Source organism: Stomatobaculum sp. (assembly GCF_057248925.1).
Genome location: NZ_DBHIHF010000001.1, coordinates 64,058 through 89,318, shown reverse-complemented (window position 1 = coordinate 89,318; position 25,261 = coordinate 64,058). Strand labels below are relative to the sequence as shown.

General features: G+C 54.7%; 27 protein-coding genes and 1 other RNA gene. 23 read left to right on the top strand and 5 right to left on the bottom strand.

Translation table 11 applies throughout. The features are described 5' to 3' along the window. Position 1 precedes the first annotated feature (1 nt). Positions 2 to 733, top strand: coding sequence for an HAD family hydrolase (locus ACO4XG_RS00245; protein ID WP_308507842.1), 732 nt, complete (start codon positions 2 to 4; stop codon positions 731 to 733). A 105-nt stretch (positions 734 to 838) separates the two neighbouring features. Here the strand turns inward: ACO4XG_RS00245 and ACO4XG_RS00240 are convergent, their stop codons facing one another. Further along, on the bottom strand, positions 839 to 2,233 hold the full coding sequence (locus tag ACO4XG_RS00240; protein ID WP_308507843.1) for a polysaccharide deacetylase family protein: 1,395 nt from the start codon (positions 2,231 to 2,233) through the stop codon (positions 839 to 841). 150 nt (positions 2,234 to 2,383) lie between these two features. Between ACO4XG_RS00240 and ACO4XG_RS00235 the strand changes: the two genes are divergently transcribed. Together ACO4XG_RS00235 and ACO4XG_RS00230 are read left to right on the top strand one after the other, a co-directional pair. Then, complete coding sequence (locus tag ACO4XG_RS00235) at positions 2,384 to 2,713, top strand: YerC/YecD family TrpR-related protein (RefSeq protein WP_009532021.1); 330 nt, start codon at positions 2,384 to 2,386, stop codon at positions 2,711 to 2,713. After that, positions 2,688 to 4,925, top strand: a complete 2,238-nt coding sequence (locus tag ACO4XG_RS00230) for a UvrD-helicase domain-containing protein (RefSeq protein WP_308507844.1) — start codon at positions 2,688 to 2,690, stop codon at positions 4,923 to 4,925. Before ACO4XG_RS00235 ends, ACO4XG_RS00230 begins: the two co-directional genes overlap by 26 nt. Here ACO4XG_RS00230 and ACO4XG_RS00225 read toward each other — a convergent pair. After that, entirely contained in the window at positions 4,915 to 6,285 is a 1,371-nt protein-coding gene (locus ACO4XG_RS00225; protein WP_308507845.1) for a sodium-dependent transporter, read from the bottom strand. The genes ACO4XG_RS00230 and ACO4XG_RS00225 overlap by 11 nt on opposite strands. 152 nt (positions 6,286 to 6,437) lie before the next feature. Between ACO4XG_RS00225 and ACO4XG_RS00220 the strand changes: the two genes are divergently transcribed. From ACO4XG_RS00220 to ACO4XG_RS00210, 3 genes are all read left to right on the top strand, one after another. After that, on the top strand, positions 6,438 to 6,722 hold the full coding sequence (locus ACO4XG_RS00220; protein ID WP_308507846.1) for a hypothetical protein: 285 nt from the start codon (positions 6,438 to 6,440) through the stop codon (positions 6,720 to 6,722). Between the two features lie 81 nt (positions 6,723 to 6,803). Then, on the top strand, positions 6,804 to 8,177 hold the full coding sequence (rlmD, locus tag ACO4XG_RS00215; protein WP_308507847.1) for a 23S rRNA (uracil(1939)-C(5))-methyltransferase RlmD: 1,374 nt from the start codon (positions 6,804 to 6,806) through the stop codon (positions 8,175 to 8,177). A gap of 27 nt (positions 8,178 to 8,204) precedes the next feature. After that, a complete protein-coding gene (locus ACO4XG_RS00210) occupies positions 8,205 to 8,528 on the top strand; it encodes a DUF4298 domain-containing protein (protein ID WP_308507848.1) in 324 nt (107 codons plus the stop codon). Here ACO4XG_RS00210 and ACO4XG_RS00205 read toward each other — a convergent pair. Continuing rightward, a complete protein-coding gene (locus ACO4XG_RS00205; protein ID WP_308507849.1) occupies positions 8,525 to 9,109 on the bottom strand; it encodes a xanthine phosphoribosyltransferase in 585 nt (194 codons plus the stop codon). The genes ACO4XG_RS00210 and ACO4XG_RS00205 overlap by 4 nt on opposite strands. 193 nt (positions 9,110 to 9,302) lie before the next feature. Between ACO4XG_RS00205 and ACO4XG_RS00200 the strand changes: the two genes are divergently transcribed. The 9 genes from ACO4XG_RS00200 (at position 9,303) to hslO (ending at position 16,938) form a co-directional block, all read left to right on the top strand. After that, positions 9,303 to 9,767 (top strand): DUF6465 family protein, encoded by a 465-nt coding sequence (locus tag ACO4XG_RS00200; RefSeq protein ID WP_308507850.1) that lies wholly within the window; start codon positions 9,303 to 9,305, stop codon positions 9,765 to 9,767. Between the two features lie 119 nt (positions 9,768 to 9,886). Then, positions 9,887 to 11,551 (top strand): helicase HerA-like domain-containing protein, encoded by a 1,665-nt coding sequence (locus tag ACO4XG_RS00195; RefSeq protein ID WP_308507851.1) that lies wholly within the window; start codon positions 9,887 to 9,889, stop codon positions 11,549 to 11,551. Beyond that, entirely contained in the window at positions 11,551 to 12,204 is a 654-nt protein-coding gene (locus tag ACO4XG_RS00190; RefSeq protein ID WP_308507852.1) for an HAD hydrolase-like protein, read from the top strand. The genes ACO4XG_RS00195 and ACO4XG_RS00190 overlap by 1 nt, the downstream gene beginning before the upstream one ends. 32 nt (positions 12,205 to 12,236) lie before the next feature. Then, entirely contained in the window at positions 12,237 to 13,007 is a 771-nt protein-coding gene (locus ACO4XG_RS00185) for a GNAT family N-acetyltransferase (protein WP_308507853.1), read from the top strand. Between the two features lie 49 nt (positions 13,008 to 13,056). After that, positions 13,057 to 13,244, top strand: a non-coding RNA gene (gene ssrS / locus ACO4XG_RS00180) — 6S RNA. Positions 13,245 to 13,300: 56 nt separating this feature from the next. Then, positions 13,301 to 14,653 carry an AI-2E family transporter gene (locus ACO4XG_RS00175; RefSeq protein ID WP_308507854.1) on the top strand — a complete coding sequence of 451 codons (1,353 nt, stop codon included), beginning with the start codon at positions 13,301 to 13,303 and terminating at the stop codon, positions 14,651 to 14,653. A gap of 67 nt (positions 14,654 to 14,720) precedes the next feature. Further along, positions 14,721 to 15,227, top strand: coding sequence for an SEC-C metal-binding domain-containing protein (locus ACO4XG_RS00170; protein WP_009532033.1), 507 nt, complete (start codon positions 14,721 to 14,723; stop codon positions 15,225 to 15,227). Between the two features lie 72 nt (positions 15,228 to 15,299). Further along, entirely contained in the window at positions 15,300 to 16,067 is a 768-nt protein-coding gene (locus ACO4XG_RS00165) for a class I SAM-dependent DNA methyltransferase (RefSeq protein WP_308507855.1), read from the top strand. Then, entirely contained in the window at positions 16,060 to 16,938 is an 879-nt protein-coding gene (hslO, locus tag ACO4XG_RS00160; RefSeq protein WP_308507856.1) for an Hsp33 family molecular chaperone HslO, read from the top strand. Before ACO4XG_RS00165 ends, hslO begins: the two co-directional genes overlap by 8 nt. On the opposite strand, the gene ACO4XG_RS00155 is transcribed toward hslO, so the two are convergent. Further along, the gene (locus tag ACO4XG_RS00155) at positions 16,932 to 17,513 is read right to left on the bottom strand and encodes a DUF5662 family protein (protein ID WP_308507857.1); all 582 of its coding nucleotides are present in this window, start codon (positions 17,511 to 17,513) and stop codon (positions 16,932 to 16,934) included. The genes hslO and ACO4XG_RS00155 overlap by 7 nt on opposite strands. A gap of 117 nt (positions 17,514 to 17,630) precedes the next feature. Between ACO4XG_RS00155 and ACO4XG_RS00150 the strand changes: the two genes are divergently transcribed. Next, complete coding sequence (locus ACO4XG_RS00150) at positions 17,631 to 17,834, top strand: cold-shock protein (RefSeq protein ID WP_009532037.1); 204 nt, start codon at positions 17,631 to 17,633, stop codon at positions 17,832 to 17,834. 81 nt (positions 17,835 to 17,915) lie between these two features. On the opposite strand, the gene ACO4XG_RS00145 is transcribed toward ACO4XG_RS00150, so the two are convergent. Further along, a complete protein-coding gene (locus ACO4XG_RS00145) occupies positions 17,916 to 19,007 on the bottom strand; it encodes a ribonuclease H-like domain-containing protein (RefSeq protein ID WP_308507858.1) in 1,092 nt (363 codons plus the stop codon). A 110-nt stretch (positions 19,008 to 19,117) separates the two neighbouring features. Between ACO4XG_RS00145 and ruvA the strand changes: the two genes are divergently transcribed. From ruvA to ACO4XG_RS00110, 7 genes are all read left to right on the top strand, one after another. After that, positions 19,118 to 19,705, top strand: coding sequence for a Holliday junction branch migration protein RuvA (gene ruvA / locus ACO4XG_RS00140; protein ID WP_308507859.1), 588 nt, complete (start codon positions 19,118 to 19,120; stop codon positions 19,703 to 19,705). 15 nt (positions 19,706 to 19,720) lie between these two features. Next, on the top strand, positions 19,721 to 20,737 hold the full coding sequence (ruvB, locus tag ACO4XG_RS00135) for a Holliday junction branch migration DNA helicase RuvB (protein WP_308507860.1): 1,017 nt from the start codon (positions 19,721 to 19,723) through the stop codon (positions 20,735 to 20,737). After that, complete coding sequence (locus ACO4XG_RS00130) at positions 20,730 to 21,272, top strand: cell division protein ZapA (protein WP_308507861.1); 543 nt, start codon at positions 20,730 to 20,732, stop codon at positions 21,270 to 21,272. Before ruvB ends, ACO4XG_RS00130 begins: the two co-directional genes overlap by 8 nt. Before the next feature lie 19 nt (positions 21,273 to 21,291). Further along, on the top strand, positions 21,292 to 23,529 hold the full coding sequence (locus ACO4XG_RS00125) for a U32 family peptidase (RefSeq protein ID WP_308507862.1): 2,238 nt from the start codon (positions 21,292 to 21,294) through the stop codon (positions 23,527 to 23,529). 95 nt (positions 23,530 to 23,624) lie between these two features. Further along, positions 23,625 to 24,068, top strand: a complete 444-nt coding sequence (locus ACO4XG_RS00120) for an NUDIX hydrolase (protein WP_308507863.1) — start codon at positions 23,625 to 23,627, stop codon at positions 24,066 to 24,068. 39 nt (positions 24,069 to 24,107) lie between these two features. Next, entirely contained in the window at positions 24,108 to 24,731 is a 624-nt protein-coding gene (locus ACO4XG_RS00115) for a hypothetical protein (protein ID WP_308507864.1), read from the top strand. Next, complete coding sequence (locus tag ACO4XG_RS00110) at positions 24,728 to 25,237, top strand: dihydrofolate reductase (protein ID WP_308507865.1); 510 nt, start codon at positions 24,728 to 24,730, stop codon at positions 25,235 to 25,237. The genes ACO4XG_RS00115 and ACO4XG_RS00110 overlap by 4 nt, the downstream gene beginning before the upstream one ends. Positions 25,238 to 25,261: the final 24 nt, after the last annotated feature.

Genomic DNA, 25,261 nt, shown 5'->3' with positions numbered 1-25,261 from the left:
GATGAGTGAGACAAAACACTACCGCGCGGCTGTCTTTGACATGGACGGCACAATTCTGGATACCATCACAGATTTGACGGTTTCGTTGAATGAAGCCTGCCGTCTGACCGGACATCGCGCGGATTTTACGAAGGATGATGTACGCCACTTCTTCGGGAGCGGCGCGGAAGTCGCAGCGCAGCGTGCGCTCGCGGTCGAGAAAGGGTATTCTCTCGCGGAAGTCGGTGCGCTTGGCGTGACAAAGAGCGCAGCGGCATTCGGCATCACGGACGAAGCGGCAAATGCCGTAATTTCGGCCTTTGCGACCTATTACGGCGCGCACTGTGACGATGCGACGGGACCCTATCCGGGGATACTCGCCCTTTTGAAAAAACTGAAGGCAGCAGGTGTCCGCATTGCCGTGGTCTCCAATAAGCTGGACGATGCGGTGCAAATCTTAAATCGCGTGCACTTTGAGGGACTGTTTGAAGAGGCGAAGGGAGAGCGCCCGGACATTCGCCGGAAACCGGCGCCGGATATGGTGTTTGCCGTTCTCGAGTCTCTGCAGGTCAGACCGGAAGAGGCTGTCTATATCGGGGACACCGAGGTGGATATGCTGACCGCGAAGAACAGCGGCATGGACTGCATTTCCGTGGACTGGGGATTCCGGAGCCGCGGGGCACTGGAAGCGCTCGGCGCCAAGCGGATTGCGGACCGCGCGGAAGAGATTTTTGACTTGATCGTCGGAAACTGAGACCGTATCAGCAGGTAAAGTAAAAAATCAAGAGCCCGGGGTTCACTTGATACATCAAGTGAACCCCGGGCTCTTTTATGATTCCTTCGAATCAATCAGTCACGATCAGCCTCCCTTGTAGTCCGGAACCGGTGTCGGTCTGTCCTTATCAAAGATATCCGAGGCGTTAAACAAATCACTGGTGTGATTCTTGACGGTCATATCCTGCCAGAGTCGATAGCCGTCCAGATTTCGTCTGCCCTGGCGCAGGTAATCCGTGCCCTTCTGCACAAAGTACTGATTCGAGTCCACATTGCAGAAGTAGCGGAAGCCGCTCTTATAGAGATACTGGAAGCGCTCGTTGTCATCCTTGTAGGGATGCCAGTCGCCGACATCCGCGCCGAAGGGGAAGATGAGAATGTCGGTGCCGCCGATCAGCTTACCCACATAGTCCTGCCACTTCTGGTTATCGGTCTCGAGCTCGGCAAACGGAATCTTTCCGTAGTTCCGGTGTCCCCAGCTGTGGGAGGCAAGCTCCCAGCCGTCATCCCGGAGGCACTGGGCAACTTCGCGCACTTTCTGTCGATCCGCCTCAATGTTCGGATTCTTGCCCTCGTAGGAGGGATCGGTGCGGTAGCCGAAGACGCCGTTGTAACCGGTCACGGCAATGATGCCCTTTGCGCCGCGGTAGGAGAAGTCCGGGTGCTTCTCAATAAACTCGTCGAGAATCGGAATCAGGTCGTAGGCGCCTACCGAAACGGAACCGTCGTCCATGACCATCTCGTTCATGGGCTTTCCATTTGGCCCGACTATGATATCCTTCGCAAAGCCATCTCCGTTCATGTACTCGTAATAGTTGACATCATCCTGAGAGAGGACAAAGGCGGTCTTGCCGGGCGGAAGCATAATATCGCCCCAGACCATCTTCTTGCCGCCGGTCGCCGGATCGTCCTCCTCGTGTGCGACATCGTGAATCCGGACTAAGACATAGCCCTTGTCGTACATCGCCTGCATCATCTTCTCGAACTCGGACTTCGTCGTCATGACATCGTTATAGCCGTTCTGACGGTCATCGCCGTCAAAGGCCTTTTTGTTGTCCATGATGAGCGTGTGGAAGAAGACATGTGTGATTTTCTGCGGGTCCTGGCGCACCAGAGTTCCCTTGACTTCATTGTACTTCGCAATCGCAGCCTGTCCGGCCTCGGACTGCGCCGTCTTTTCGTCTGCCTGAATCGCGGCAATCGCAGCGTCGTAATCGTACTGGGCAGCCTTCTTTTCGGCATCCGCGAGGATGTCCTCGGATTTCACCTCTGCTGTCGTGCTTTCCTCGGTGGTCTTCTTGGTGTCCGCATGTGCCGCGGCGGGTTTATCCCCTTTCGGGCGACGCAGAAAGAATGCAAGCGCAACTGCCAGGAGTGCGAGTACAAGCACACCGAGCAAGAGCGGAAGCGGCAGCGCTCTGTTTCTGCGGCGTCTCGAATGGAACCGACGTCCGCCGCCGCCGTAAGAATAATTGGGCATAGCTAAGACTTCCTCCTCATTTTTTCTTTCAACGATTAACATTTTTACTATAGTACAAAGTGCACGTGCTTGCAATGCCTGCTTCGTCCGGTTTACTTCAATGCGCTGTCGTGCTACACTCGAAAAAAACGCAGGACGAGAGGACGGAACATGAATCACAAGCTGCATTCGTCGGCGGCGGACCGCCTGTTTGATGCTATTTTGACTTTGCAAAATCGCGAAGAGTGTTATCAGTTTTTTGAGGATATCTGCACAGTGAATGAACTGCTCTCGCTGTCGCAGCGCTATGAGGTGGCTTTCATGCTGCGCCGCGGCAGAACCTATCTTGAAATTGCGGAAGAGACGGGTGCTTCCACGGCGACCATCAGCCGCGTGAACCGCGCGCTGAATGCGGGAACCGGTTTTTGCGATCTGAGTCTGCAGCGTCTGGGACTCATGCCCGGAAAGGAGAAGTGTGACAGTGACAAGTCAGATGAATGAACGCCAGCGCGAGGCGATGGAGTGGACGGAGGGGCCGGAGCTGATTCTCGCGGGAGCGGGTTCCGGCAAGACGCGCGTGCTGACCCATCGCATTGCTTACCTGATTCGGGAGAAACAGGTATCGCCGTGGAACATCCTCGCCATCACATTTACGAACAAAGCGGCTGCCGAGATGCGAAGCCGCGTAGACGCACTGGTCGAGAGCGGTGCGGAGGCAATCTGGGTCGCAACCTTCCATTCGAGTTGCGTGCGTATTTTACGGCGCTTCATTGACCGCATCGGCTACGACAATCACTTTACGATTTACGACGCCGATGACCAGAAGGCCGCGATGCGGGAAGTGTTAAAGCAACTGCAGATTGATCCGAAGTCGCTGCGCGAGAGAGCAGTGCTTTCCGCAATCAGCACGGCCAAAAACGAGATGGTGGACAGCGTGCGCTTTGAGAGCGAGGCGACGGACTTTCAGACAGCCCGCATTGCGCGTTGCTATCGCGCCTACCAGGATTTGCTGCGGAAGAACAACGCGCTGGATTTTGACGACCTTCTGTTCAAGACGGTGCAGCTCTTCGAGGCGGACACCGATGTTCTCGCCTACTATCAGGAGCGCTTTCGCTATATTATGGTGGATGAGTACCAGGACACGAACAGCGTGCAGTTCCGCCTGATTGAGCTGCTCGCAAAAAAGTATCGGAATCTCTGCGTGGTCGGAGATGATGACCAGTCGATTTATAAATTCCGCGGCGCGAATATTCACAACATATTGAATTTTGAGAAGGCTTTTCCGGGGGCCAAGGTCGTGAAACTCGAGCAGAATTACCGCTCGAGCGGAAACATTTTGGAGGCAGCCAACGGCGTGATTCAGAACAATGCGGGGCGAAAAGAAAAGCGTCTCTGGACTGCGGCGGAGAGCGGTGAGAAAGTGCAGCTCAGGCGCTATGCGAGCGCCGCGGAAGAGGCGGAGGAAATCGCAGCCGAAATCAAGACGCGGGCTGTCGGGGGCGATTACGGGCGCTTTGCCGTGCTATACCGCACCAATGCGCAGTCCCGCGTGCTGGAGGAGCGCTTTGTGGCGGCAGGTATTCCGTATCGTCTGGTCGGCGGCGTAAACTTCTATCAGCGGCGCGAGATCAAAGACATTCTCGCCTATTTAAAGACCGTTGCCAATGCGGCTGATGATCTCGCGGTGCAGCGCATCCTGAATGTGCCAAAACGCGGCATCGGCGCGGCGACGGTCACAGCGGTCTCCGCGTTTGCGGCGGAGCGGGATCTTGGCTTTTTCGAGGCGCTTCGCGAGGCGCCGGCCGCCGGGGTGGCGGGGCGTGCAGGTGAGAAAATACAGCGCTTTGTAAATCTGATCGGAGAGTTTCGGATGGCGGCTGAAAGCTGCTCGATTGCCGATTTGATTCGCCTCGTGCTGGATAAGTCCGGTTATCTGGAGGCGCTCAAAGAGGAAGGCGAAGTGGAGGCGCAGTCGCGTCTTGAGAATATCGACGAGCTGATTTCCAAAGCTGTGGACTTTGCGCGCGATACAAGCGACTTGTCTGACCGCGCGGATGGGGAGCTCCCGCCGGATATGCCGCTGCTCGATCGTTTCCTCGAGGAAGTCGCACTGGTCGCCGACATTGACCGCACGGAAGAGGGTGAGCGCGTGACGCTGATGACCTTGCACGCGGCGAAGGGACTCGAGTTCGACGAAGTCTATATCAGCGGCATGGAGGAAGGACTGTTTCCCGGCAACCGGAGTATCGGCGATGACGAGGAAATGGAAGAGGAGCGGCGTCTCTGCTATGTCGGCATTACCCGTGCGAAGAAACGCCTCACGCTGAGCTCGGCAAAGTCGCGTGTTGTGAACGGCGAACTCCGCTTTCATCCGGAGTCCTCCTTCCTCGCGGAAATTCCGCGAGAAGTGCTTGCGGAGGAGAGAAGCGCGAATAGTCGCGACAATCTGCGCGCCGAAAAGGAGCCGCGTCGCACGGATGCGCTGTTTACAGAGACGAAACCCGCGGCTTTTGGCAAGGTATTTCAGGTGGAGCGCATGAAAACGCTCCCCTATGAAGTCGGCGACCGTGTCCGGCATGCACGCTTCGGAGAGGGGAGCGTTACGGAAATCAAGGATGGCAAAAAGGATTATGAAGTGACGGTCGACTTCGATGAGCTCGGTGTGAGGAAGATGCTCGCGTGCTTTGCAAAGCTCGAAAAAATCACATCTTAATCCAGCCGAACAGACTTGCGATCGAGCTGAACAGGATGATTGCGACAAAGAACGGGCAAAGATACTTAATCATAAAGTTGAAGATCAGGCGGCGCTTAAACGGGGCGCCGTCTTTTGTCACTTCCTCCGCGACGGTGTTGACGCCGACTACGCGGACAATCAGAAGGCAGGTGGTCATCGCGGCAATCGGCATCATCACGGAATTGGTCAGGAAGTCAAAGAAGTCGAGCAACTGCATGCCGATGATGTGCACCATGGCGAGCGGACCGTAGCCGAGGGCGCTGAGACTGCCGAGCACGAGCATCAGGGCGAAGACGACCAGGCTGGAACGCTTCCGGCTCCAGTGCAGCTCATCTTCAAAGGTGGAGACAGCGCTCTCCGCGAGCGCGATTGCCGAGGTCAGAGCCGCAAAGAGCACCAGCAGGAAGAACATGATGCCAGCCGGCTGGCCAAGGCCCATACTCGCGAAAATTTTCGGCATTGTGATGAACATGAGCGAGGGACCTGCCTTTAAGACATTCGGATTGCCGCCCGAAAAGGCGAAGACAGCCGGGATAATCATGAGGCCTGCGAGAATTGCAATCGCGGTGTCAAAGAGCTCCACATGGCGCGTCGCCTCTTCAATCGAGATATCGTCCTTCATATAGGAGCCAAAGGTCATCAGAATGCCCATCGCAATCGAGAGCGAGTAGAACATCTGTCCCATCGCGGCGACGACGGTCATCCAGGAGAAGTTCCGGAAATTCGGCACCAGAAAATAGGAGACACCCTGCAGGGCGCCGGGACGCGTGACCGCGTAGATGGCAATGGCGACGGCGAGCACAATCAGGATCGGCATCATAATCGTCGAGACGCGTTCAATGCCGTTTTGCACCCCCATATAGATGATGAACATCGTGGCTGCGCTGAAGAGGAGAAACCAGAATTCGGTTTTTCCGCCGTTCGTGATGAAGCTGCCGAAGTAATCGTCGCTCGCAAGCGCCGTGACCTCTCCGCGGCAGTAGGCATAGAGATACTTGGAGACCCAGCCGCCGATGACCGAATAATACGGGACAATCAGAATCGGGATGACGGCGTTGATCCAGCCGCCGAAGCGGAACATCCAGTCTTTGCCGTAGTGTGTAAAAGCGCCGACCGGGCTCTTTTTGGTGCGCCGCCCGAGGGCGCTCTCGGCGACAATCATGGTATAGCCGAAGCTCAGAACCAGGAGCAGGTAAACCAGCAAAAAGATGCCGCCGCCGTATTTTGCGGCGAGATACGGGAAGCGCCAGATATTCCCCAGTCCGACGGCGGAGCCTGCCGCAGACAGCACGAAGCCGAGGCGGGAGGAGAAACTGCTTCTCTCAACTTTTGACGACATTCAAAAAACCTCCGATGTTGAAATCTGTAAAAGTGCACAATAAGCTTATTTTAGAGAGGCCCGCTCTGCTTGTCAACCAAAAGGCTTTATGCTATAGTGAAGCTGTTAATCATGCATTGTGTCAAATGACATAGAGAACCTGGGAGGAGAGTATGGACAATTTCAGCACATTGATGAAACTGGATGAGCTTGTGAGTTCCATGAAGAAGAAAGAGGCGAAGAGCAAGACGCGCGATGTGATTGTCATTGCGCTCGCAATCCTCGGCATTGTCGCGGCGGTCGCAGGCATCGCCTATGCCGTTTATCGCTTTGTTACGCCGGCGGAAGATGAGTTTGACGACGATTTCGACGACGATTTTAACGACGACGAGTTGATTGCCTTCGGTGACGAGGACGAAGAGGACGAGAAGGACGCCAAGGCAGAAGATAAGGAGTAAGCAATATAAGCGGAAAATGTGGTTTAGAGAGGGCGCGCCGAAAAGACGCGCCCTCTTTTTGAAAGAGAGAGGACAGAGGGCATGAAAAAGGGAGAGGAAGCACGCGGCATCATTTCGGAGTACCGATTTCCGGATCGCGGCTACATTGTGCGGGAGGACGGGAAGGTGCTGGTGAAGCACGCCGTACCGGGACGAGAGGTCGCATATCGCGTGACCAAGGCGCGAAAGGGAAGTGCGGAGGGCAGGGTGTTAGAGACCCTGCAGCCGGGCGCCTGTGAGACGCGGGAGAGCCGCTGTCCGGCGGTCGGCAGCTGCGGAGGCTGTCTCTACCAGACATTGCCCTACGAAGAGGAACTGGCGCTAAAGAGTGAGCTGTTAGAGCGCCTTCTCGGAGAGGCTGTGCGAGAGGACTTTCTCTGGGAGGGACTCACGCCGAGCCCACTCGCAGAAGGCTACCGCATGAAGATGGAGTATTCGTTCGGAGATGCCTACCGGGACGGCCCGCTCTGTCTCGGTATGCATAAGCGGGGCAGCCATTACGACATTGTGGAGACAGATCGCTGTGAGCTGGTGCACGAGGACTTTAATCTTGCGCTTCGGGAGACTTTGCGGTTCTTCCGGGAGCGCAATATTTCCTATTATCATAAGATGCGTCACGAGGGGTATCTCCGCTATCTGCTCGTGCGGCGCGGCACACATCGAAAGGAATTGCTGCTTGACCTGGTCACAAGTTCCCAGCTGCCGAAAGAGGAGGAAGCGGAATTGCTCACTGCCTGGCGGCAACGGATGGTCAGTCTTCCCTTTGCGGCAACACTGAAGGGCGTGCTACACACCGTGACCGATTCGGTCGCCGATGCGATTAAGGGCGAGCGGACGGAAGCGCTGTTCGGTGTGGCGCAGTTTGAGGAGGAACTCTCGGGACTCCGCTTCGTGATTACGCCCTTTTCTTTTTTCCAGAACAACGCGGACGGCGCGGAATTGCTCTACGCAAAAGTGGGACAGTATGTCGGCGAGACCGGCGGTAAGGTGGTATTTGACCTCTATTCCGGCACGGGCACCATTGCCCAGCTCGTCGCAAAACACGCAGAGCGTACGGTCGGCGTAGAACTGGTTGAGGAGGCTGTGATTGCCGCAAGGGAAAATGCGGCGCGAAACGGCGTGCGGAATTGCCACTTTATCGCGGGTGATGTATTAAAAGTGCTTGATGAAATCGAAGAGAAGCCGGACATCATCATTCTGGATCCGCCGCGCGAGGGTGTGAATCCGAAGGCGTTGCGCAAGTTAATCCGCTATGGGGTATCGCGCATCATCTATGTCTCTTGTAAGCCCTCGAGTCTGCTCACCGATCTCGAGATTCTGCGGGAGGGCGGCTATCACACGACCCGGGCGGCGGGGGTCGATATGTTTCCGCGGACGCCGGGGGTGGAGGCAGTGTTGCTACTTGAAAAGAAGTGAGTTGGCATTGATATGGAGGGAAGCGGAATGGAGAAGAGCAGTCAGGAACTCGCCTTAGAGCGCGTCAGAGAGATGGAAGAGATTCTACAGTCCCAGCGCGAGGAGCTCGCCGCAATGCAAAACGCGCTGCGAATCTTTGCGGATTCACAGCGCGCCTATCGGAAACTGGTCAAATATTACTATAGCCGCAATTTCACAGCGGACAACAAGCGCTTCGATCGGGGCGAGCTGACAGCGCTTCCGAGCGCCGAAGTGCTGACGGAAGATGCTGTCTATGACATGATGGGAGAGCGCTACGAGCTGACGCTCGAGATGCTTGAGCTCGCGACAAAATTGATTCGCGAGCGTTAAAGTGTCTCTTCGCGAAAGCGAATGCCGCGTTCTGTGTCCATCTCTTCGACAATCGCGAGAGAATGGAGGTCGATGCCTGCCTCACGGATACGCTTACCGCCGTCCTGAAAGCCTTTTTCAATCACGACACCGGCGCCGACGAGGGTAGCACCCGCCTGTTCGACAAGCTTTGCGAGCCCCAGGATGGCTTTGCCGTTCGCAAGAAAATCATCGACAATCAGGACACGGTCTCCGGAGGACAGGAATTTTTTGGAGACGATGATATCGTTGGTGTTCTTGTGTGTGAAGGATTCCACCTTTGCCGTGTACACATCTCCCGCAATATTCAGAGAGCGCGTCTTTTTCGCGAAGACGACGGGAACCTGAAAATAGCGGGCCGCAATACAGGCGATGGCAATGCCGGAGGCCTCGATGGTCAGAATTTTGTTGACCGTCTGTCCGGCAAACTGGCGGTGAAATTCCTTGCCAATCTCCTCCAGCAGGGAAACATCAATCTGATGATTCAAAAAAGAATCTACCTTTAAAATATTGCCCGCCTCAATCTGACCGTCTTTTACAATGCGCTCCTGTAATAATTTCATCTGCATGAAGCCATCCTCGCTTTCAGGGTTCAATAAATTGGAATCAGTTTAGCACAGCTCTGCCGGATAGGCAAAGAGAAAGCGCAATTCGTTTGACAAAGCGAGATTTGAATCTTATAATCCAGACTAAGATCTATGAGATGTATAGATTTGTAACCGGTTTGCTTTGACACAGAATACGGAGGGAATGAAAATGGCAAGCAAAAAGGGACAGCGTGAAGAGAAAGTGGAAGAAATCAAGAAATCCGTGGAAGATCTGAAGGAACCTGTGAAGGCATTTGCGGAGCGCGTCAAGTCCGCGGTCAGCGGCGAGGCAAAGTCCCTTGCGGAGGATGCAAAGGAACTTGGCAAGGAGGCAAAGAAGCAGGGCAGTAAGGTCAAGGAAAGCGTTGAGAAGGCAAGCAAGACAGTCAAGTCTCGCGCGAAGAAGGTCGGTGCGACACTGAGCGGCAAAGAGACAGACGTGAAGGTGTTTGTGGAGTTTGAGGGCAGACAGCTCGCAGTCGAAGAGCTCACGGCGCGCGCCAAGGAGGCTTATCTCGCGGAGAATCCGGCCGCGGAAATCGAGAGCCTTGAGCTCTATGTGAAGCCGGAGGAGAATGCGGCGTACTATGTAGTAAACGGCGACGCATCCCCGTCTTATAAGCTCGCATTATAATAGAAGAAACGGCACCTCCCCCGGCAGGATTCACTTCTTGCACGGGGGTATTTTTTTGTGTACTATAGGAATTAGACAATTAATCGGCTGAAAAGGGTTTGGATTCAGAGAGGTATTTTATGTACGATCAACAGGCAGTATGGGTGGGAAGCAGCGGTGACAAGCATTGCACCCTGCGTTTAAAGCAGGCAAATCGCCACGGCCTGATTGCGGGTGCCACAGGAACCGGTAAGACAGTCACACTCAAGGTGATGGCGGAATCCTTCAGCGATGCCGGCGTGCCGGTGTTCCTCGCAGATGTGAAGGGAGATCTCGCGGGCATGTGCCGGCCCGGAGAGGACAGCGCGGATATGCAGGCGCGTATTGCGCGCTTCGGCCTACAGGAAGCCGGATTCCGCTACCGTGCTTATCCGACGGAATTTTGGGATATCTTCGGGAAGCAGGGACTTCCGCTTCGCACGACGGTCTCGGAGTTCGGGCCCCTCCTGTTTGCGCGTCTTCTGGACCTCAATAAGATTCAGAGTGACTTGCTCGAGATTATTTTCCGCATCGCGGACGAAGAGGGACTTTTGCTCCTCGACATGAAGGATTTGAAGTCCATGGTGCGCTATGTGGAGGAGAATGCCGATGCCTACCGGGAGCAGTACGGCAACATCGGAAAGAGCAGCACCGGTGCCATACTCCGCGCTCTCGTTGCCCTCGAGGGAAAGGGCGGTGCGCAGTTTTTCGGCGAGCCGGCGCTGCAGATTTCGGACTGGATGCGAGTTGATACCGACGGCAGGGGCTATGTCAACATTCTGGACTCGACTTCCCTGATTCAGGATCCGACCATTTATTCGACCTTCATGCTCTGGATGTTGAACGAATTGTTCACCGAGCTCCCCGAGGCCGGCGATCTCGAGAAGCCGAAGATGGTATTTTTCTTTGATGAGGCGCACCTTTTGTTTGACAATGCACCGAAGACTCTGCTGGATAAAATCGAGCAGGTCGTAAAGCTGATTCGCTCGAAGGGCGTCGGCGTTTATTTTATCACGCAGAATCCGTCGGATATTCCGGGCGGCGTTTTGGCGCAGCTCGGCAACAAAGTTCAGCATGCGCTCCGCGCTTATACACCGGCAGAGCAGAAGGGGGTCAAGGCAGCAGCTGAGTCGTTCCGAAAGAATCCGGACTTTGACACGGCGACGGCGCTACAGGAATTAAAGACAGCGGAGGCCCTGGTTTCCTTCCTCGACGAGGGCGGTGCACCGGAAGAGGTGCAGATTGCATCCATTCTGCCGCCGCAGTCCAAGTTCGGCGCGCTGGATGCCATTACCAGACAGGCGGCAATTCTGGCGAGCGGTCTCCGCGATAAGTACGCGGAAGAGGTCGACCGGGAGTCGGCATATGAGCTCCTGTTGCAGCGGGTTGATGAGCAGGCGGCAGCGGCGGCCAAGGCGAAGGAAGAAGCGGAAGCCGAGAAGCAGGCAGCCAAGGAAGCTGCCGCGGCCGAGAAGCAGGCGGCAAAGGAAGCGGCGGCAGCCGAGAAGCAGGCGGCCAAAGAAGCGGCCGCGGCGGCAAAACAGGCGGAGAAGGAAGCCGCTGCCGCTGCGCGGGAGGAGAAGAAAAAAGCGGCGCAGCAGAAACGCATTTTCGCCTCTATCGGCGGCTCGGTTACGGGAACCATAGGAAGAGAAGTCGGTAAGCAACTCGGAAAGAGCGCGGGCGGCAGCTTCGGCAAGCAGCTTGGCGGCAATGTAGGTGCAAGCCTCGGGCGCGGCATTCTGAAGACGCTCTTAAAGTTCTGATGGAACCGAAGGCAGTTATCTTTGATCTTGACGGTACGTTGACGGAGTCCGGAAAAGGCATTATGAAGGCCGCGATTGCCGGACTTTCGGCGGTCGGAAGGGAGAGCGGCGGAGTAGAGAAGCTGCGAAAGTTAATCGGACCGCCGCTTGCAGAGGGGTTTTCTGAGGTCTACGGTCTCACAGAGGACGAGTGCAGAGAGGCTGTGCGCGCGTTTCGAGCCTACTATGAGACCAAGGGGATCTTTGAAAATGAACTCTATCCCGGCGCACTGAATCTGCTCCGGACATTGCGGGAGCTGGGAATAGCACTTTATCTTGCGACCTCAAAACCGGAACTGCAGGCGCGGCGTGTCCTTGCGGCTTTTTCGCTCACGGCATATTTCGAGGGAATTGCGGGGGGCGATGATACCAAGGACGGCGGCAACAAAGAAAAGATTCTGGCGCGACTGGTACGGACACATGCGATATCGACAGCCGCGGCGGTTATGGTCGGCGACCGCGCCTATGATATTTGTGCCGCAAACGCGCTCGGTATCGCGGGCGTCGGCGTGACATACGGTTACGGCAGCCCGGATGAATTGGAAAAAGCGGGAGCAACCCATATTGTTTCTTCCATCGATGCTCTGACAGACCTTCTCCTGAGGGACCTGTGAGAATAAAAAGCGAACAGAAAGGGAGGCTACAGATGATAGAGCTTGGCGCTATGAAACGGGAGAGTATTGCAGATCTTTGCAAGGACAGCCGCATTTCACTGGTGCGTGCAGCTGCAGAGGGCAGAGGGCGGGTGTTTGTTCCGACGCTCGACAGTCCTTCGTTTTGTCTGGTTCTGACGGGTGGCTTTTCTTATCTGGTCGGAATGCCGCCGCGCGGCGAGGCTTCGATCGATCTCTATCACCTGCTTGCGCGGGAGTGCGGCGAGACCAGTATTCTTGCCGAGGACGAGTTGTGGGATAATTGGGTGGAGAAGCGCTTTGCCGGCGCCTTCCGGACGGTGTCCCGCTATCTGCTTCGCGCGCCGGAGGGGATGAAGGCAGAGACACTGCAACAGCGAACGGAACTCGACGAAACCTACCAGCTGCGCCCCCTCACGATACGACTCTCAGAGCGTCTCAGAGAGTTCTCTTTCAGCGAGAACCTGATGAGCAGCTTTGCCTCACAGGAGGCGTTTGAAACCTACGGGCGTGGCTATGTCGTATTGAAGGACAATGTGCCGGTCAGTGCCTGCCTGGCCTATGTTCACAGTGAAGAGATTATGGATGTCAAGGCGGCAACCGAGAAGGCTTTCCGCCGCAGAGGACTCGCCTCGGCAGTCGGTGCCTCTCTTTTGCTGTCTTTTCGGGAGAGCGAAAGACTTCCTGACTGGGATACGGACAGCCTGTTTTCCGCAAGTCTCGGCGAGCGCCTCGGTTACCATGCGGAGCGTGAGTACAAGGTCTATCAGATTGCGGTAGAATAAAAGAACTTTACGCACAGGCAAAAGCGTCGTATAATACAGCTATAGCAAACAGCTCCTGAGATGTGCGACAATCTTACCAATTTTGAACCTGCAAACTTCTGACAGGGAGACATAAGATACAAAGCCGGATGTCAGGCCGCAACTCGTTGAGAAAATAGCGGAAGACAAATGGCCTTGTTCGGTCACCCACCTGGCATTGCCAGGCGTCAATAAGTAAGACCGGCATTTTGGGGCTGTTTTTTGGATTGAAAAGAGGCAGCGCGAGCTGCTTTTTTTGTGAACAGGGAAGGGTTATGATTAACGATCGGAATCAAAAGTATATCGCCTGGGGGCTCACCGCATTTGCGGTGGTCGCTGCGGCTCTTTTTTTCTCGTTTGTGCTTGAGCACCTGGGGCCGCTGGCACTTTTTCTGGGGAAAATCGTTGAAATTCTGATGCCGTTCATCTACGGCGCGGTGATGGCATTTCTGATGGCGCCCACCTACCAGGCGCTCTCTGTCTTTGTCACGAAGTGCCTGCGCCCCGGAGGTCTACAGGGTCCCACGGAGGTCAAGATGGGCAAGCGCGTTCTGGTCAAATTCCGCGGGAGTAGCAGCACCAAACTCTTCACCGAGGCGGAGCAGCTCCGAAAAGGAAAAAATGCCGAGCGCATTGGAAAGATGGTAGCCACCTTTGCCTGTATCATTATCATTCTCGCGGTGCTGACTGCACTGATTGCGATGCTGATTCCACAGCTCATCAGCGGCGTCTCGGATCTCACGAGCAACCTCCCGAAGGGTACCAATTCGGTCAGCGGCTGGATTCAGGTGCTGTTTCACGGCAGAAATCCCGACATGGAACAGATGGTTCTGGAGGGCTATCGCCAGATTTCCGAAAGCCTCATGCAGTGGATTTCCGCGGACTTTATGCCGAATCTAAATAAGTACCTGACGCAGATGACCAGCGGTGTGATGCGGCTCTTTGTGTTTCTGAAAAACTTCTTCATCGGTCTCATTGTGATGGCCTACGGCCTTAATATGAAGGAAGCGCTCGCGGCGCAGAGTAAGCGTTTTCTTTTTGCGCTTCTGCCGCGGCGCGTCGCAAACGAGACGATTACAGAACTTCGTTATGTAAAGTGGGTGTTCTCGAGCTTTATTGTCGGCAAGATTATTGACTCCGTGATCATCGGCATCATCTGCTATATCTGCATGAGTTTCATGAAAATGCCCTATGCGCTTTTAATCAGCGCTTTTGTCGGCGTCACAAATGTAATTCCGTTTTTCGGGCCCTTTGTCGGCGCAATTCCGAGTGCTTTCATTCTGCTCATGGTTTCACCGATTACGACATTGCAATTTCTGATTTTTATCCTCGTGCTGCAGCAGTTCGACGGCAATATTCTGGGACCGCGCATCCTTGGGTCCACGACAGGCATGTCTAGTTTCTGGGTTCTCTTCGCCATTCTGTTTTTTGGCGGAATCTGGGGCATTGTCGGCATGGTGGTCGGCATTCCGACCTTCGCGGTTCTCACCAGATTTACGGAGCGGGCGCTTGTGAATGTCTTAAAGAAAAAGAATCTTCCGGTCGAGGAAGGTTGCTACGACACACTGGATTACATTGATACGGAAGACGGCAGCCTGCACTACGGGAAGCGGGACAAAAAGAAGTGAGCTGATTTGCAATTCGGACCGAAGTAGGCTATAATGCGACTAAAATCACGGGAGTGAGGGTGAACTTATGACATTATTAGAAGTTTGGAGAACCAAAGCATACGGTGACCAGCTCAGCAAAGAGGAGCAGGAAAAGCTCTGGAAGGATTATTTTCTGGTCGAGAAGGGCATCTACGAGAAGCTGCTCGCCGATGTGAGTAAGGTGGAGCGCGGCACGGTGAAGGAACTCGCCGAGAAGTACGGCACGGATATTCAGACCATGACGGGCTTCCTCGACGGCATCAGCGAGAGCCTGAAGCAAGACATTCCGACCGAGACCATGGATGAGAATACCGAGATTGTGTTGGAAATCGATCCGGAGAAGCTCTATTACAACATGGTGGAGGCAAAGGCTGAGTGGCTTTACGGTCTGGAAGCCTGGGATCACATTCTGAGCGCGGAGAGAAGAAAAGAGCTGTACCGCGAGCAGAAGCAGAGCGGTACGATTCGCAAGGAAGTCAAGGTAGGCAGAAACGATCCCTGCCCCTGTGGTTCCGGCAAGAAGTACAAGTACTGCTGCGGCAGAAACGCATAAGTTTGGCTCCGTTCTTCGTACAGAGGAGAGCGGGGCATTTTTCATATTCGGAAGGAACAGGAGGCGCACGGAATGGCGGCTTACCAGAGTTTTGCAAAACTCTACGATCTTTTTATGGACGGCGTTCCCTATGACGCCTGGTGCGAGCAGACTGTGCGACTCCTTGCGTCCTTCGGCATTACCGAAGGGATTGTCGCGGAACTCGGTTGCGGCACGGGAAACTGCACGGAACGGCTCGCGGCGCGGGGCTTTGATATGATAGGCATTGACAATGCCGAAGAAATGCTGGAAGAGGCGCTGCGGAAAAAAATAGCGAACGGCAGCAACACGCTTTATCTCTGTCAGGATATGCGTGAATTTGAGCTCTACGGCACCTGCCGCGCCATCATAAGCCGCTGCGATGCCATGAATTATCTCTGCGGCACGGAAGAACTCTCTGAGGTGTTTCGTCTGGTCAACAACTACCTGGATCCGGGCGGCATCTTCCTCTTTGATATGAATACCGTTTATAAATATGAGCAGCTGCTTGCGGACAATACATTTGCGGAAAATCGGGAAGAGGGCAGTTTCATCTGGGAAAACCACTATGACCGAGAGACCGCGGAAAATGTCTACGACATGACCTTTTATCTCCGGAAGGAAGGGGATTGTTACCGCCGCGCAGAGGAAACCCATGTGCAGCGTGCCTATACCCCGGCAGAAGTCAGAGAAACGGCAGAGCGGGCGGGCATGGTCTTTATCGCCGCAATGGATGCGGAGACCGAGGGACCGTTGACGGATGAGAGCGAGCGGATGTTAATTCTGCTGCGAGAACAGGGAAAGGAAGTAAATCATGAGTGATTATATCGTGAGAGCGTTTGCGGAAGGCGGCATGGTGCGCGCCTTTGCGGCGACGACCGGGGATCTGGTAGAAGAGGCAAGACATATTCACAGCACAAGCCCCATTGTCACGGCTGCGCTTGGGCGTCTCATGACGGCGGGCCTCATGATGGGTGCAATGATGAAGGACAAGCAGGATCTTCTGACCATCAAAATCGACGGCGACGGTCCGATGCGGGGAATGCTGGTCACGGCGAACAATGCGGGAGATGTCAAGGGATATCCCTATGAGCCAGCGGTGATTCTGCCGGCCAATCAGCTCGGGAAACTGGATGTCGCAGGTGCGGTCGGCAAGGGTACCATGACCGTCATCTCGGATCTCGGCTTAAAGGAACCCTATGTGGGGCAGGTCGAGTTGGTCTCCGGCGAAATCGCAGAGGACATTGCCTATTACTATGCATCGAGTGAGCAGGTGCCGTCTGGCGTGGGGCTCGGCGTGCTGATGAATCAGGACAACACGGTTCGCTGTGCCGGCGGCTTTATTGTGCAGCTCATGCCGGGTTGTCCCGAGGAAGTGATTACGGTACTGGAAGACCGCCTCAAAACGGTAGGATCGGTGACGAGCTTCTTAAAAGAGGGAAAGACACCGGAAGATATTCTCGCCTGGATTTTTGAGGGCAGAGAACTTAAACTCACGGATAAGCTTCCGTGTCACTTCCACTGCGACTGCTCGAGAGCGAGGGTCGAGAGGGCGCTGATCAGTCTCGGCAGTAAGGAACTAAAGAGCATGGCGGAAGAAAAAAAGCCCGCGGAACTTCATTGTCAGTTCTGCGGGAAGTCGTATCTGTTTTCGCCTGAGGAACTTGCGGCATTGGAGCGGGAAGCTCACTGAAGCGCGGATTGTCCTCTGCGCTCGTAGAGTGCGGGGTGACGGCGCAGCCAGCGCATATAGCCGAGCGTATAGTGTTCCCCCTTGTCGCGGAGCATATAGAGGAGTTTTTCGAGGAGTGCCCGGGTCTCCGGATGTAAAAGGCGGCCCTCCTGTTTGGAGAGATAGTAGCCGAGCGGCACGGCATCGGTATAGTCCTTTCCGCTGTACACTTTGGAGGCGGCAATGCGGTCGCAGAGCATTTCGAGCACAAAGCAAAGCGGCATTTTCAGGCTGACCCAGCCGCGCTTTTTGTCGATATCCACCCAGTATTCGTAGTGGTGACGATTGCGTCCCTTGTGGTGTAGCCAGGCGCGGGAATAGCCGAGTTCCTGGCGCTCGGCGGCGTTTGGCGAGCGGACACCCTGAAAGTAACGAACACCGGTCATGAATTCGGTCGGGGAATATTTGGAGAGATCATGTGCCAGTCCTTGGCGTATCAGACCGACTTTGAAGCAGAGATCCATGACAGTCAATTTGTGTTTTGTGATGGTGCAAAAGTGCTGTATCGCGTTTTTGGCGTAAAAAAGAGGTCTCATCGTAAAAACTCCTATGAATTGTCGAAATAATTTGACAGTAGCCGTAACGTATGCTATTGTAGCGAGGGTTGCAGAAGTCTGCAAGCCACAGATTATTTTTTCGGAGGAACACCGGTTATGAGCAAGGGCACAGTCAAGTGGTTTAACAACCAGAAGGGTTACGGATTCATTTCGGATGAGGGCGGAAACGATGTTTTCGTGCACTATTCCGGTCTGAAGATGGATGGGTTCAAGACCCTGGAGGAAGGCGCAAAGGTTGAGTACGACATTGTCGACGGCGCTAAGGGACCGCAGGCTACCAACGTCTTGGTGATTGAGTAAACCGGTTCCCCCGAGGGAAACGACTATTCATGAGATCAAACAAAAAGAACCGAAGTTCGCATTTTGCGGCTTCGGTCTTTTTTATTTTCGGAGAGACAGGGAAGAGAGCAAAGCGTTCAGATATTCGTCGCAGAGTGCCGGAGAAGCGGCAAAATCGGAGAAGGGCAGGTAGAGCGGTGTGCTGCGGGCGGTCCGCTGAAAACAGGACTGCCTCGGTTTCATGCGCGCGGGTAGCGCCAGAAAGGCATCGTACTTCGGTTGTCTGGCGGTATCGCGGGTGGCCTTTTCCTTTGCGGCGGCGTCCACAAAAGCGGCCAGACTTTTGTGGAGCAGGCTGCCGTCTTCTTTCAGGATATAATAATTCTGATAATCCTTCCAATAGTGAAAGAGTGTGTCGGTGAGAAGCGGCAGTGTGACGGACAGAGCGTTCCCTTCGGCGTTCAGAGAAAGGGCCTCTTTCTCCAGTGAGAGCGAAAAGGGAAGTGCCGCTTCACTGCGCGCGGAAAGTTCGGCGACCGTTTTCTCGCGCGTGAGGGTCAAGTCTTGAAATGTACCGCAAAAAAAAGCGGGGATTGCAAGGAGGGATAGCAGAGAAGGCAGCGCGACGACATCGGCCGCATTATGTGCAAGCAGAGTCTGCAGTAAGGCTTCGTCATGTGTTCGCTGCCAGCGGGAATATGTTTCAATCAACTCGGCGCCGGTGAAGGGATCTTCCCGGGTAAGGCCAAGGCGAGCTTCGAGTGCACGCTGAGTGAGACGCTCGCCGGCAAAGAGCGCGCGATAGGGGGAGACAGTCGCATAAAAGTCCAGGCTCTGTTTTTCGGTGAGAGGGCAGGGCAGATGATACTGCGCACTGCACTGTGTGAGAAAAGGCAGATCAAAGCGCGCACCGTTAAAATGGACAAGCGTCGCAAAGGGAGCGGCAAAGGCAAAGAAACTGCGCAGCAAGGTATGCTCTTCGCTGAGCGAATCGGCGAACCATTGGTGCAAAACCGCATCACCCGCGTCCGAAAAAGAGAGTGCGCCGATCAGATAAATCTGCGCAGAGGCAGGAGAGAGGCCGGTGGTCTCAATATCAAAGAAAAGCAGGGAGGAGGGAGCTATCCCGGCGGGCAGCGTCGAAAGAACCTCTGCATAGTTGTCGCGTGATACCTTTGTTTCGAAGGAAAACATACAAATTCTCCTCTCTCATTTTGGTACTCTAGTATACGCCTTCCTTGTTAGATTGAAAAGGCTGTGCTAAACTAGACAACAGGGAAAGTTTCGACAGAGCAGGAGGGTTTATGATTTCTTATATCAAGGGAACGCTTGCTGCGGTCGGTGAGAGCGAAGTGATTGTAGAGGCGGGTGCTTTCGGCATTGCCGTAAAGACCTCCCGCGCAGTCATCGAGAGACTGCCGACGAAAGGCGCAGAGCTCTTACTCTATACCTATTTAAAGATGAGCGAGGATGCGATTTCGCTCTATGGTTTTGACAGAGAGGCGGATCTCCGCCTCTTTCGCGCGCTGCTCGGTGTGAGCGGCATAGGGCCCAAGGGTGCGCTTGCCGTGCTGTCGGCGCTGGAACCTGAGGCGCTGAAGCTTGCCGTGCTGACAGGCGACGCGAAGGCAATCGCAAAGGCACCGGGCATCGGCGTCCGGACAGCGGAGCGGATTATTCTGGAACTCAAAAACCAGGAGGTTGTGCAGACGCTTTCGGCGGACGCAGTGCCCGGCGGAAGTGTTTCCGGTGCTGCCGCGGCGGAGGCAATCGATGCGCTGGTGCAGCTCGGTTATGGCATAGGCGAGGCGACGCGCGCGGTCCGGGCCGTTCCGGGGGCAGAAAAGAAGGACAGCGAGACACTCTTACGGGAGGCGCTCCGGCAGTTCTGAGCCTGAGAGGAGAATATGGAGCGTAGAATCATAACAACAGAACTTGCAACCGAGGAGACACGATTCGAGCAGTCGCTTCGGCCGCAGCGCTTACAGGAATATATCGGACAGAAGAAATTAAAGTCCATGTTGCAGGTTTATATCGATGCGGCGAGACAGCGGCGCGAGTCTCTGGATCACGTGCTCTTTTACGGACCGCCGGGACTCGGCAAGACCACGCTCTCCGGCATCATTGCGAATGAGATGGGCGTGCACATGAAAATCACTTCGGGGCCTGCCATCGAGAAGCCGGGTGATATGGCAGCAATCTTAAATCATCTGCAGGAGGGTGATGTGCTATTTGTCGATGAGATACACCGCCTGAACCGTCAGGTTGAGGAAGTGCTCTATCCCGCGATGGAAGATTTTGCAATCGATATTGTGCTCGGCAAGGAGAGCAATGCAAAGAGCATACGCCTTGCGCTACCGCACTTCACCTTAGTCGGGGCCACAACAAGAGCGGGCTTACTCTCCGCACCGCTCCGAGATCGATTCGGCGTGGTACAGCGTCTTGAATTTTATGAGCAGGACGAACTGCAGGAAATTGTCCTTCGCTCGGCCAAAGTACTCGGTGTCGAGATTGATACGGCGGGTGCGGCAGAAATTGCACGGCGCTCCCGTGGAACCCCGCGACTTGCCAATCGCCTGTTGCGGCGCGTCCGGGATTTTGCGGAAGTCAAGTACAGCGGTGCCGTTACGGAAGCGGTGGCGCGCGATGCGCTGAATCTTTTGGATGTCGATACCTGCGGCCTCGACGCAGGGGACAGAACCATATTGAATCTCATCATTGATATGTTTCACGGCGGTCCGGTGGGACTGGATACGCTGGCTGCGGCGCTCGGGGAAGATGCCGGCACGCTGGAGGAAGTCTACGAGCCCTATCTCCTGATGCAGGGCTTTTTGATCCGGACACCGCGCGGCAGAGTCGCGACAGAATACGCATACAGCCATTTGAATCGAAAAAAGGAAGATGAGGAACAAGCAGATGCGTGACGAACAGAGTAGACAGCGTAGTACGGAAGTCATCATTGACGGCAAGGTAATTCCGCTCGCCGGGGGCGACAGTGCGTATCTCCGCCAGGTTGCGGCTTATATCGACAATAAAATTGCGGAGCTCAGGCAGAACCGCGCCTATGCGCGCCAGAACAGCGAGCGTAGGGCACAGATTCTCTGGTTGAATCTTGCGGATGACTGTCTGCAGGCGAGAGCGGAGAGCGCGGAGCTCAAGGAAGAGGCGGCAGCGCACGCCTCCGAAGTCTATGCGTTGAAGCGGGAACTTGTCGAGCAGCGCCTTCGCATGGAAACCTTGCAGAAAGATGCCAAGGATGAGGCGGCAGATGCTTCGCTTGCGGCAGAGAAGCAGAAACTCGAAGAGCAACTTGCCATCGCAGAAAAAGAGAAGGAGTCGCTACAGGCGGAAAAGGAACGCCTCACTGCCAACATACACCGCCTCGAAGAGGAACTGGAGGCAGAGAAGAAACGCAGCAAGGAGCTGGAAACAGAGCTGGATGAGCTGCTTTCCAAGTAAACGGATAGATTAGGACAGGATGAGGAATAAGATACCAGAACTTTTGGCACCCGCAGGCTCGATTGAAAGCCTGCGGGCGGCAGTCAATGCAGGCGCAGATGCCATTTATGTCGGCGGTGCGAAGTTTGGCGCGAGAGCTTATGCGGAGAATCCGGAGGAAGCGGATCTCATCGGGGGGCTGCGCTATGCGCACCGCTTTGGTGTTCGTATCCATATGACGGTCAACACCCTCTTAAAAGAGGCAGAACTTCAGACTCTGCCGGATTATATCGCACCTTATTACGAAGCGGGATTGGATGCTGCAATTGTGCAAGACTTGGGAGCGTTGGCTCTGCTACACGAGCATTTCCCGCTTCTTTCCCTGCACGCAAGTACCCAGACGACCATAACGGGGCCGCATGCCGCAGAGCTATATCGGCGTCTCGGGGTGAGCCGTGTGATTCCGGCGCGTGAATTGAGCCTCGAAGAACTGGTGCGCATCAAACAGGAAACCGGATTGGAGGTAGAGAGTTTTGTGCACGGTGCGCTCTGTTATGCTTACTCCGGACAGTGTTTCATGTCGAGCCTTCTCGGTGAGCGCTCGGGCAATCGAGGGCGCTGCGCCCAGACTTGCCGCCTGCCCTATAGTCTGCAGCGCGAAAATCAGAAATCGTCGGGACAGGGGCTGCTCCTCAGCTGTAAAGATCTTTGCAGCTTGGATTTGATTCCGATGCTCGCAGAGAGCGGCATAGACAGTCTAAAAATCGAGGGGCGCATGAAGAGCCCGCGCTATACGGCCGGTGTCGTATCCATCTGGCGGAAGTACCTAGACCTCTATGCAAGTGAGGGGGCAGAGGGATTTGCGGTGGAAGCGGCGGACAGAGCGCATCTCTTGGACCTGTTTGACCGGGGAGGTCAAACAGAAGGTTATTATCGCCAACATAACGGGCGCGAAATGATAGTCCTGCAGGAGAAGAAAGAGAAGCGGAAGCAGAATATTCCGTATGAAGAGGAAATCGAAGAGAAATATCTAAAAACAGAGCGGGAGTTGCCACTCTATGGAAAGTTTGTGCAGCGGGATGGCGAGCCGATGTATTTGGAACTCAGCGCTTCAATTCCCGGAGTAGGGCAACTCAGTGCCGAAGTCGCGGGCGAAATTGCTGAGCGGGCGAGAACAGCCGGAAGTACGGCGGAGGCAGTGCGGGAGCGGCTTCAGAAAACCGGGGGCACGGGATTTCGTTTTGCAAAGCTGGATGTCTCAATCGAAGAGGGCTTTTTCTTTCCGGTGAAACAACTGAATGAGCTGCGCCGAAAGGGAATCGAAGCAATTTCCGCAAAGATCGATGCGGCCTTTCTGCGGAATTCTGTACGCGACAGAGAGACTGTCCGCGCGATAAAGACAGACGGCGAAGACAGAACTGTCCGCGCGGCAGATACAGGACAGACAGCGCCGGAACTCCATGTGAGCTGTGACAGCTGGGAGCAGATACAGACGGTTTCCGAGATGGAAGAGGTCGCCGCAATCTCCTTCGGCGCAGACAGTATTCAGGCGGATAAGTGGCAGGCGGCGGTCCGCTGCATACGAAACGCAGGCAAGCGCGTGTATCTGCTCTTGCCGCAGATTTTTAGGACAGAAGCAGAGCACTTTTTTCTGGAGCAGGCGGAACGGTTGGTCGATTTGCCGCTGGACGCTTTGATTATCCGGAATCTGGAAGAACCGGGCTTTTTTGAGATACTCTACGGAGAACGGAACAGGCGCTGTCCGGCTTTCTATTTTGATTTTCAAGTCTACGGCATGAACAGGACAGCGCAGCTCTGTCTCAGAGAATTCGGTGCCGCGCGCCTCACGTTGCCGATTGAGGAGACTGCGCGAGAGCTCAAATTTCTCGACACGGCGGGACAGGAGATGGTTGTCGCGGGGCGGCTGCCCATGATGGTGTCGGCGAATTGTCTCAAAAAGACAGCCGCGCGCTGTGATCATAAACCCGAGTATATGAAACTCAGAGATCGCCGCCTGATGGAAATGCCTGTCAAGACGCATTGTACCTTCTGCTATAATACAATTTACAATGCAGCGCCGCTCAGTCTGAGCGGTGTGGCTGCAGAGCTCACCGGGCTCAAGCTGGGCGCGGTCCGGCTCTTACTCAGCAATGAGAGCGCTGCAGAGACAAAGACGGCAGTGCGCTCGATTTACCGGAGCTTTGTTCTGGGGGAACAGGGCGTCCCGGAGGCCTACGAAAACTTTACACGCGGGCACTTTAAGCGCGCGGTCGAATGAGGCAACGGGTCAGGGAGAAAGAGCTTGTGCTGAAAAGCTGTCAGTAGTACACTTACATTTGTTTGGGGATATGCGTCGCGCAGGAGGGATTGCAAATGGTCGAAGCAACGAGCTGTGGCGGCATCGTGATCTTTCACGGAAAGATCCTGCTGCTCTATAAGAATTACAGAAACCGCTATGAGGGTTGGGTACTCCCGAAGGGCACCGTAGAGGCGGGCGAGAGCTTTGAGACAACTGCACTTCGTGAGGTAAAAGAGGAGACAGGAGTCAGTGCTCATATTGTCGAGTACATCGGCAAGAGTGAATATACGTTTAACGCCCAGGCAGAGCAGGTCGACAAGAGCGTTCACTGGTATCTGATGAGCGCGGAGAGCTATTATTCCAAACCGCAGCGGGAAGAGTTTTTTATGGATTCCGGCTATTACAAGTATCACGAGGCATGGCATCTTCTGAAATTTGCAAATGAAAAGGCAATGCTCGAAAAGGCATATGCGCGCTATCAGGAACGAAAGCGAAATCGCATCAGCGAGACTGACTGATATGCAACTATTATAATAGGAAGAAAGAGGGGTAACGCCATGATTCAATTGGAACGCAGCTCTGTTATGAATCTGGAAAATGCGATGCGCGGCGCTAGAAATCCGCTGAATTCTTGGGCAAGAAGTGACAGCCACTACGACGAAGCCGGAAATTACATTCTGGGAGAGAACGATCTCGGCCTGGCCATGCGACTCAGAAAGGCAGGGAGCGATCATCGGAAGTATATGCGTCAGATTTTTGTCTCGGTCGACATCACGGCGCCGCTCTATTGGTGGAAGGAATATGACACCTATAAAGTGGCGACGGTGGCAAACTCCACTTCGACCATGCACAAGATTCACAGCAAACCCTTTTCACGGGAGGATTTCTCTCACGACCATATGACAGAAGAAGCGCTCGCTGCTCTGGATCGGATGATTGAAGTTCTAGAACAGTTGCGCCTTCGCTTTGTTGAGACCAAAGAAAAAGACGCCTGGTATTCGATGATACAACTGCTCCCCGAAAGCTATCAGCAGCTTCGCACTTGCAGCTTTAACTATGAGACGCTGGTGCATATTTATTTTTCAAGACGCGATCACAAGCTTGCCGAATGGCACACGTTTTGCGACTGGATTACTTCGCTCCCCTACGCGAAGGAACTGATACTCGGAGAAGAAGCATGATTTTGATTGCGGCGGTGGACAGAGCCTGGGCCATCGGAAAAGGCGGGAGGCTTCTGGTCAAAATTCCCCGCGACCAGAAACTGTTTCTGGAGGAGACGCTTGGCAAGACTGTCATCATGGGGCGGAAAACTTTTTTGGATTTACCGGGACAGCAGCCGCTTTACGGCAGGCGCAATATTGTGCTGAGCCGGAGCCCGGAGTTTGCACCGAAAGGTGTGACCGTCTGCAACAGCATCGGGGAGGTCTTACGGGAAATCCGGGAACTTCCCAAGGATAAGGTCTTTGTGTGCGGCGGTGAGAGCATCTACCGAGATTTTCTGCCCTATGCGGACAGCGCGGAAATCACAAAGATCGACTACCTCTATGACGGCGATCGCTTTTTCCCGAATCTGGATCGGGATTCGGAATGGGAACTGACCCGGGAGAGTGAAGAGGAGACCTATTTTGATTTGCCGTTTTCTTTCTGTCGTTACGAGCGAAAGAGTGGCGGCATGCGGATAGAATAAGTGTGCGAAAACAAGACTTGATTC

Excerpts from the sequence above, each read along its gene's own strand:
- ACO4XG_RS00245 (WP_308507842.1), top strand. The coding sequence starts at position 2 with ATGAGTGAGACAAAACACTACCGCGCGGCTGTCTTTGACATGGACGGC.
- ACO4XG_RS00240 (WP_308507843.1), bottom strand. The coding sequence starts at position 2,233 with ATGCCCAATTATTCTTACGGCGGCGGCGGACGTCGGTTCCATTCGAGA.
- ACO4XG_RS00235 (WP_009532021.1), top strand. The coding sequence starts at position 2,384 with ATGAATCACAAGCTGCATTCGTCGGCGGCGGACCGCCTGTTTGATGCT.
- ACO4XG_RS00225 (WP_308507845.1), bottom strand. The coding sequence starts at position 6,285 with ATGTCGTCAAAAGTTGAGAGAAGCAGTTTCTCCTCCCGCCTCGGCTTC.
- ACO4XG_RS00220 (WP_308507846.1), top strand. The coding sequence starts at position 6,438 with ATGGACAATTTCAGCACATTGATGAAACTGGATGAGCTTGTGAGTTCC.
- rlmD (WP_308507847.1), top strand. The coding sequence starts at position 6,804 with ATGAAAAAGGGAGAGGAAGCACGCGGCATCATTTCGGAGTACCGATTT.
- ACO4XG_RS00210 (WP_308507848.1), top strand. The coding sequence starts at position 8,205 with ATGGAGAAGAGCAGTCAGGAACTCGCCTTAGAGCGCGTCAGAGAGATG.
- ACO4XG_RS00205 (WP_308507849.1), bottom strand. The coding sequence starts at position 9,109 with ATGAAATTATTACAGGAGCGCATTGTAAAAGACGGTCAGATTGAGGCG.
- ACO4XG_RS00200 (WP_308507850.1), top strand. The coding sequence starts at position 9,303 with ATGGCAAGCAAAAAGGGACAGCGTGAAGAGAAAGTGGAAGAAATCAAG.
- ACO4XG_RS00195 (WP_308507851.1), top strand. The coding sequence starts at position 9,887 with ATGTACGATCAACAGGCAGTATGGGTGGGAAGCAGCGGTGACAAGCAT.
- ACO4XG_RS00190 (WP_308507852.1), top strand. The coding sequence starts at position 11,551 with ATGGAACCGAAGGCAGTTATCTTTGATCTTGACGGTACGTTGACGGAG.
- ACO4XG_RS00185 (WP_308507853.1), top strand. The coding sequence starts at position 12,237 with ATGATAGAGCTTGGCGCTATGAAACGGGAGAGTATTGCAGATCTTTGC.
- ACO4XG_RS00175 (WP_308507854.1), top strand. The coding sequence starts at position 13,301 with ATGATTAACGATCGGAATCAAAAGTATATCGCCTGGGGGCTCACCGCA.
- ACO4XG_RS00170 (WP_009532033.1), top strand. The coding sequence starts at position 14,721 with ATGACATTATTAGAAGTTTGGAGAACCAAAGCATACGGTGACCAGCTC.
- ACO4XG_RS00165 (WP_308507855.1), top strand. The coding sequence starts at position 15,300 with ATGGCGGCTTACCAGAGTTTTGCAAAACTCTACGATCTTTTTATGGAC.
- hslO (WP_308507856.1), top strand. The coding sequence starts at position 16,060 with ATGAGTGATTATATCGTGAGAGCGTTTGCGGAAGGCGGCATGGTGCGC.
- ACO4XG_RS00155 (WP_308507857.1), bottom strand. The coding sequence starts at position 17,513 with ATGAGACCTCTTTTTTACGCCAAAAACGCGATACAGCACTTTTGCACC.
- ACO4XG_RS00150 (WP_009532037.1), top strand. The coding sequence starts at position 17,631 with ATGAGCAAGGGCACAGTCAAGTGGTTTAACAACCAGAAGGGTTACGGA.
- ACO4XG_RS00145 (WP_308507858.1), bottom strand. The coding sequence starts at position 19,007 with ATGTTTTCCTTCGAAACAAAGGTATCACGCGACAACTATGCAGAGGTT.
- ruvA (WP_308507859.1), top strand. The coding sequence starts at position 19,118 with ATGATTTCTTATATCAAGGGAACGCTTGCTGCGGTCGGTGAGAGCGAA.
- ruvB (WP_308507860.1), top strand. The coding sequence starts at position 19,721 with ATGGAGCGTAGAATCATAACAACAGAACTTGCAACCGAGGAGACACGA.
- ACO4XG_RS00130 (WP_308507861.1), top strand. The coding sequence starts at position 20,730 with ATGCGTGACGAACAGAGTAGACAGCGTAGTACGGAAGTCATCATTGAC.
- ACO4XG_RS00125 (WP_308507862.1), top strand. The coding sequence starts at position 21,292 with ATGAGGAATAAGATACCAGAACTTTTGGCACCCGCAGGCTCGATTGAA.
- ACO4XG_RS00120 (WP_308507863.1), top strand. The coding sequence starts at position 23,625 with ATGGTCGAAGCAACGAGCTGTGGCGGCATCGTGATCTTTCACGGAAAG.
- ACO4XG_RS00115 (WP_308507864.1), top strand. The coding sequence starts at position 24,108 with ATGATTCAATTGGAACGCAGCTCTGTTATGAATCTGGAAAATGCGATG.
- ACO4XG_RS00110 (WP_308507865.1), top strand. The coding sequence starts at position 24,728 with ATGATTTTGATTGCGGCGGTGGACAGAGCCTGGGCCATCGGAAAAGGC.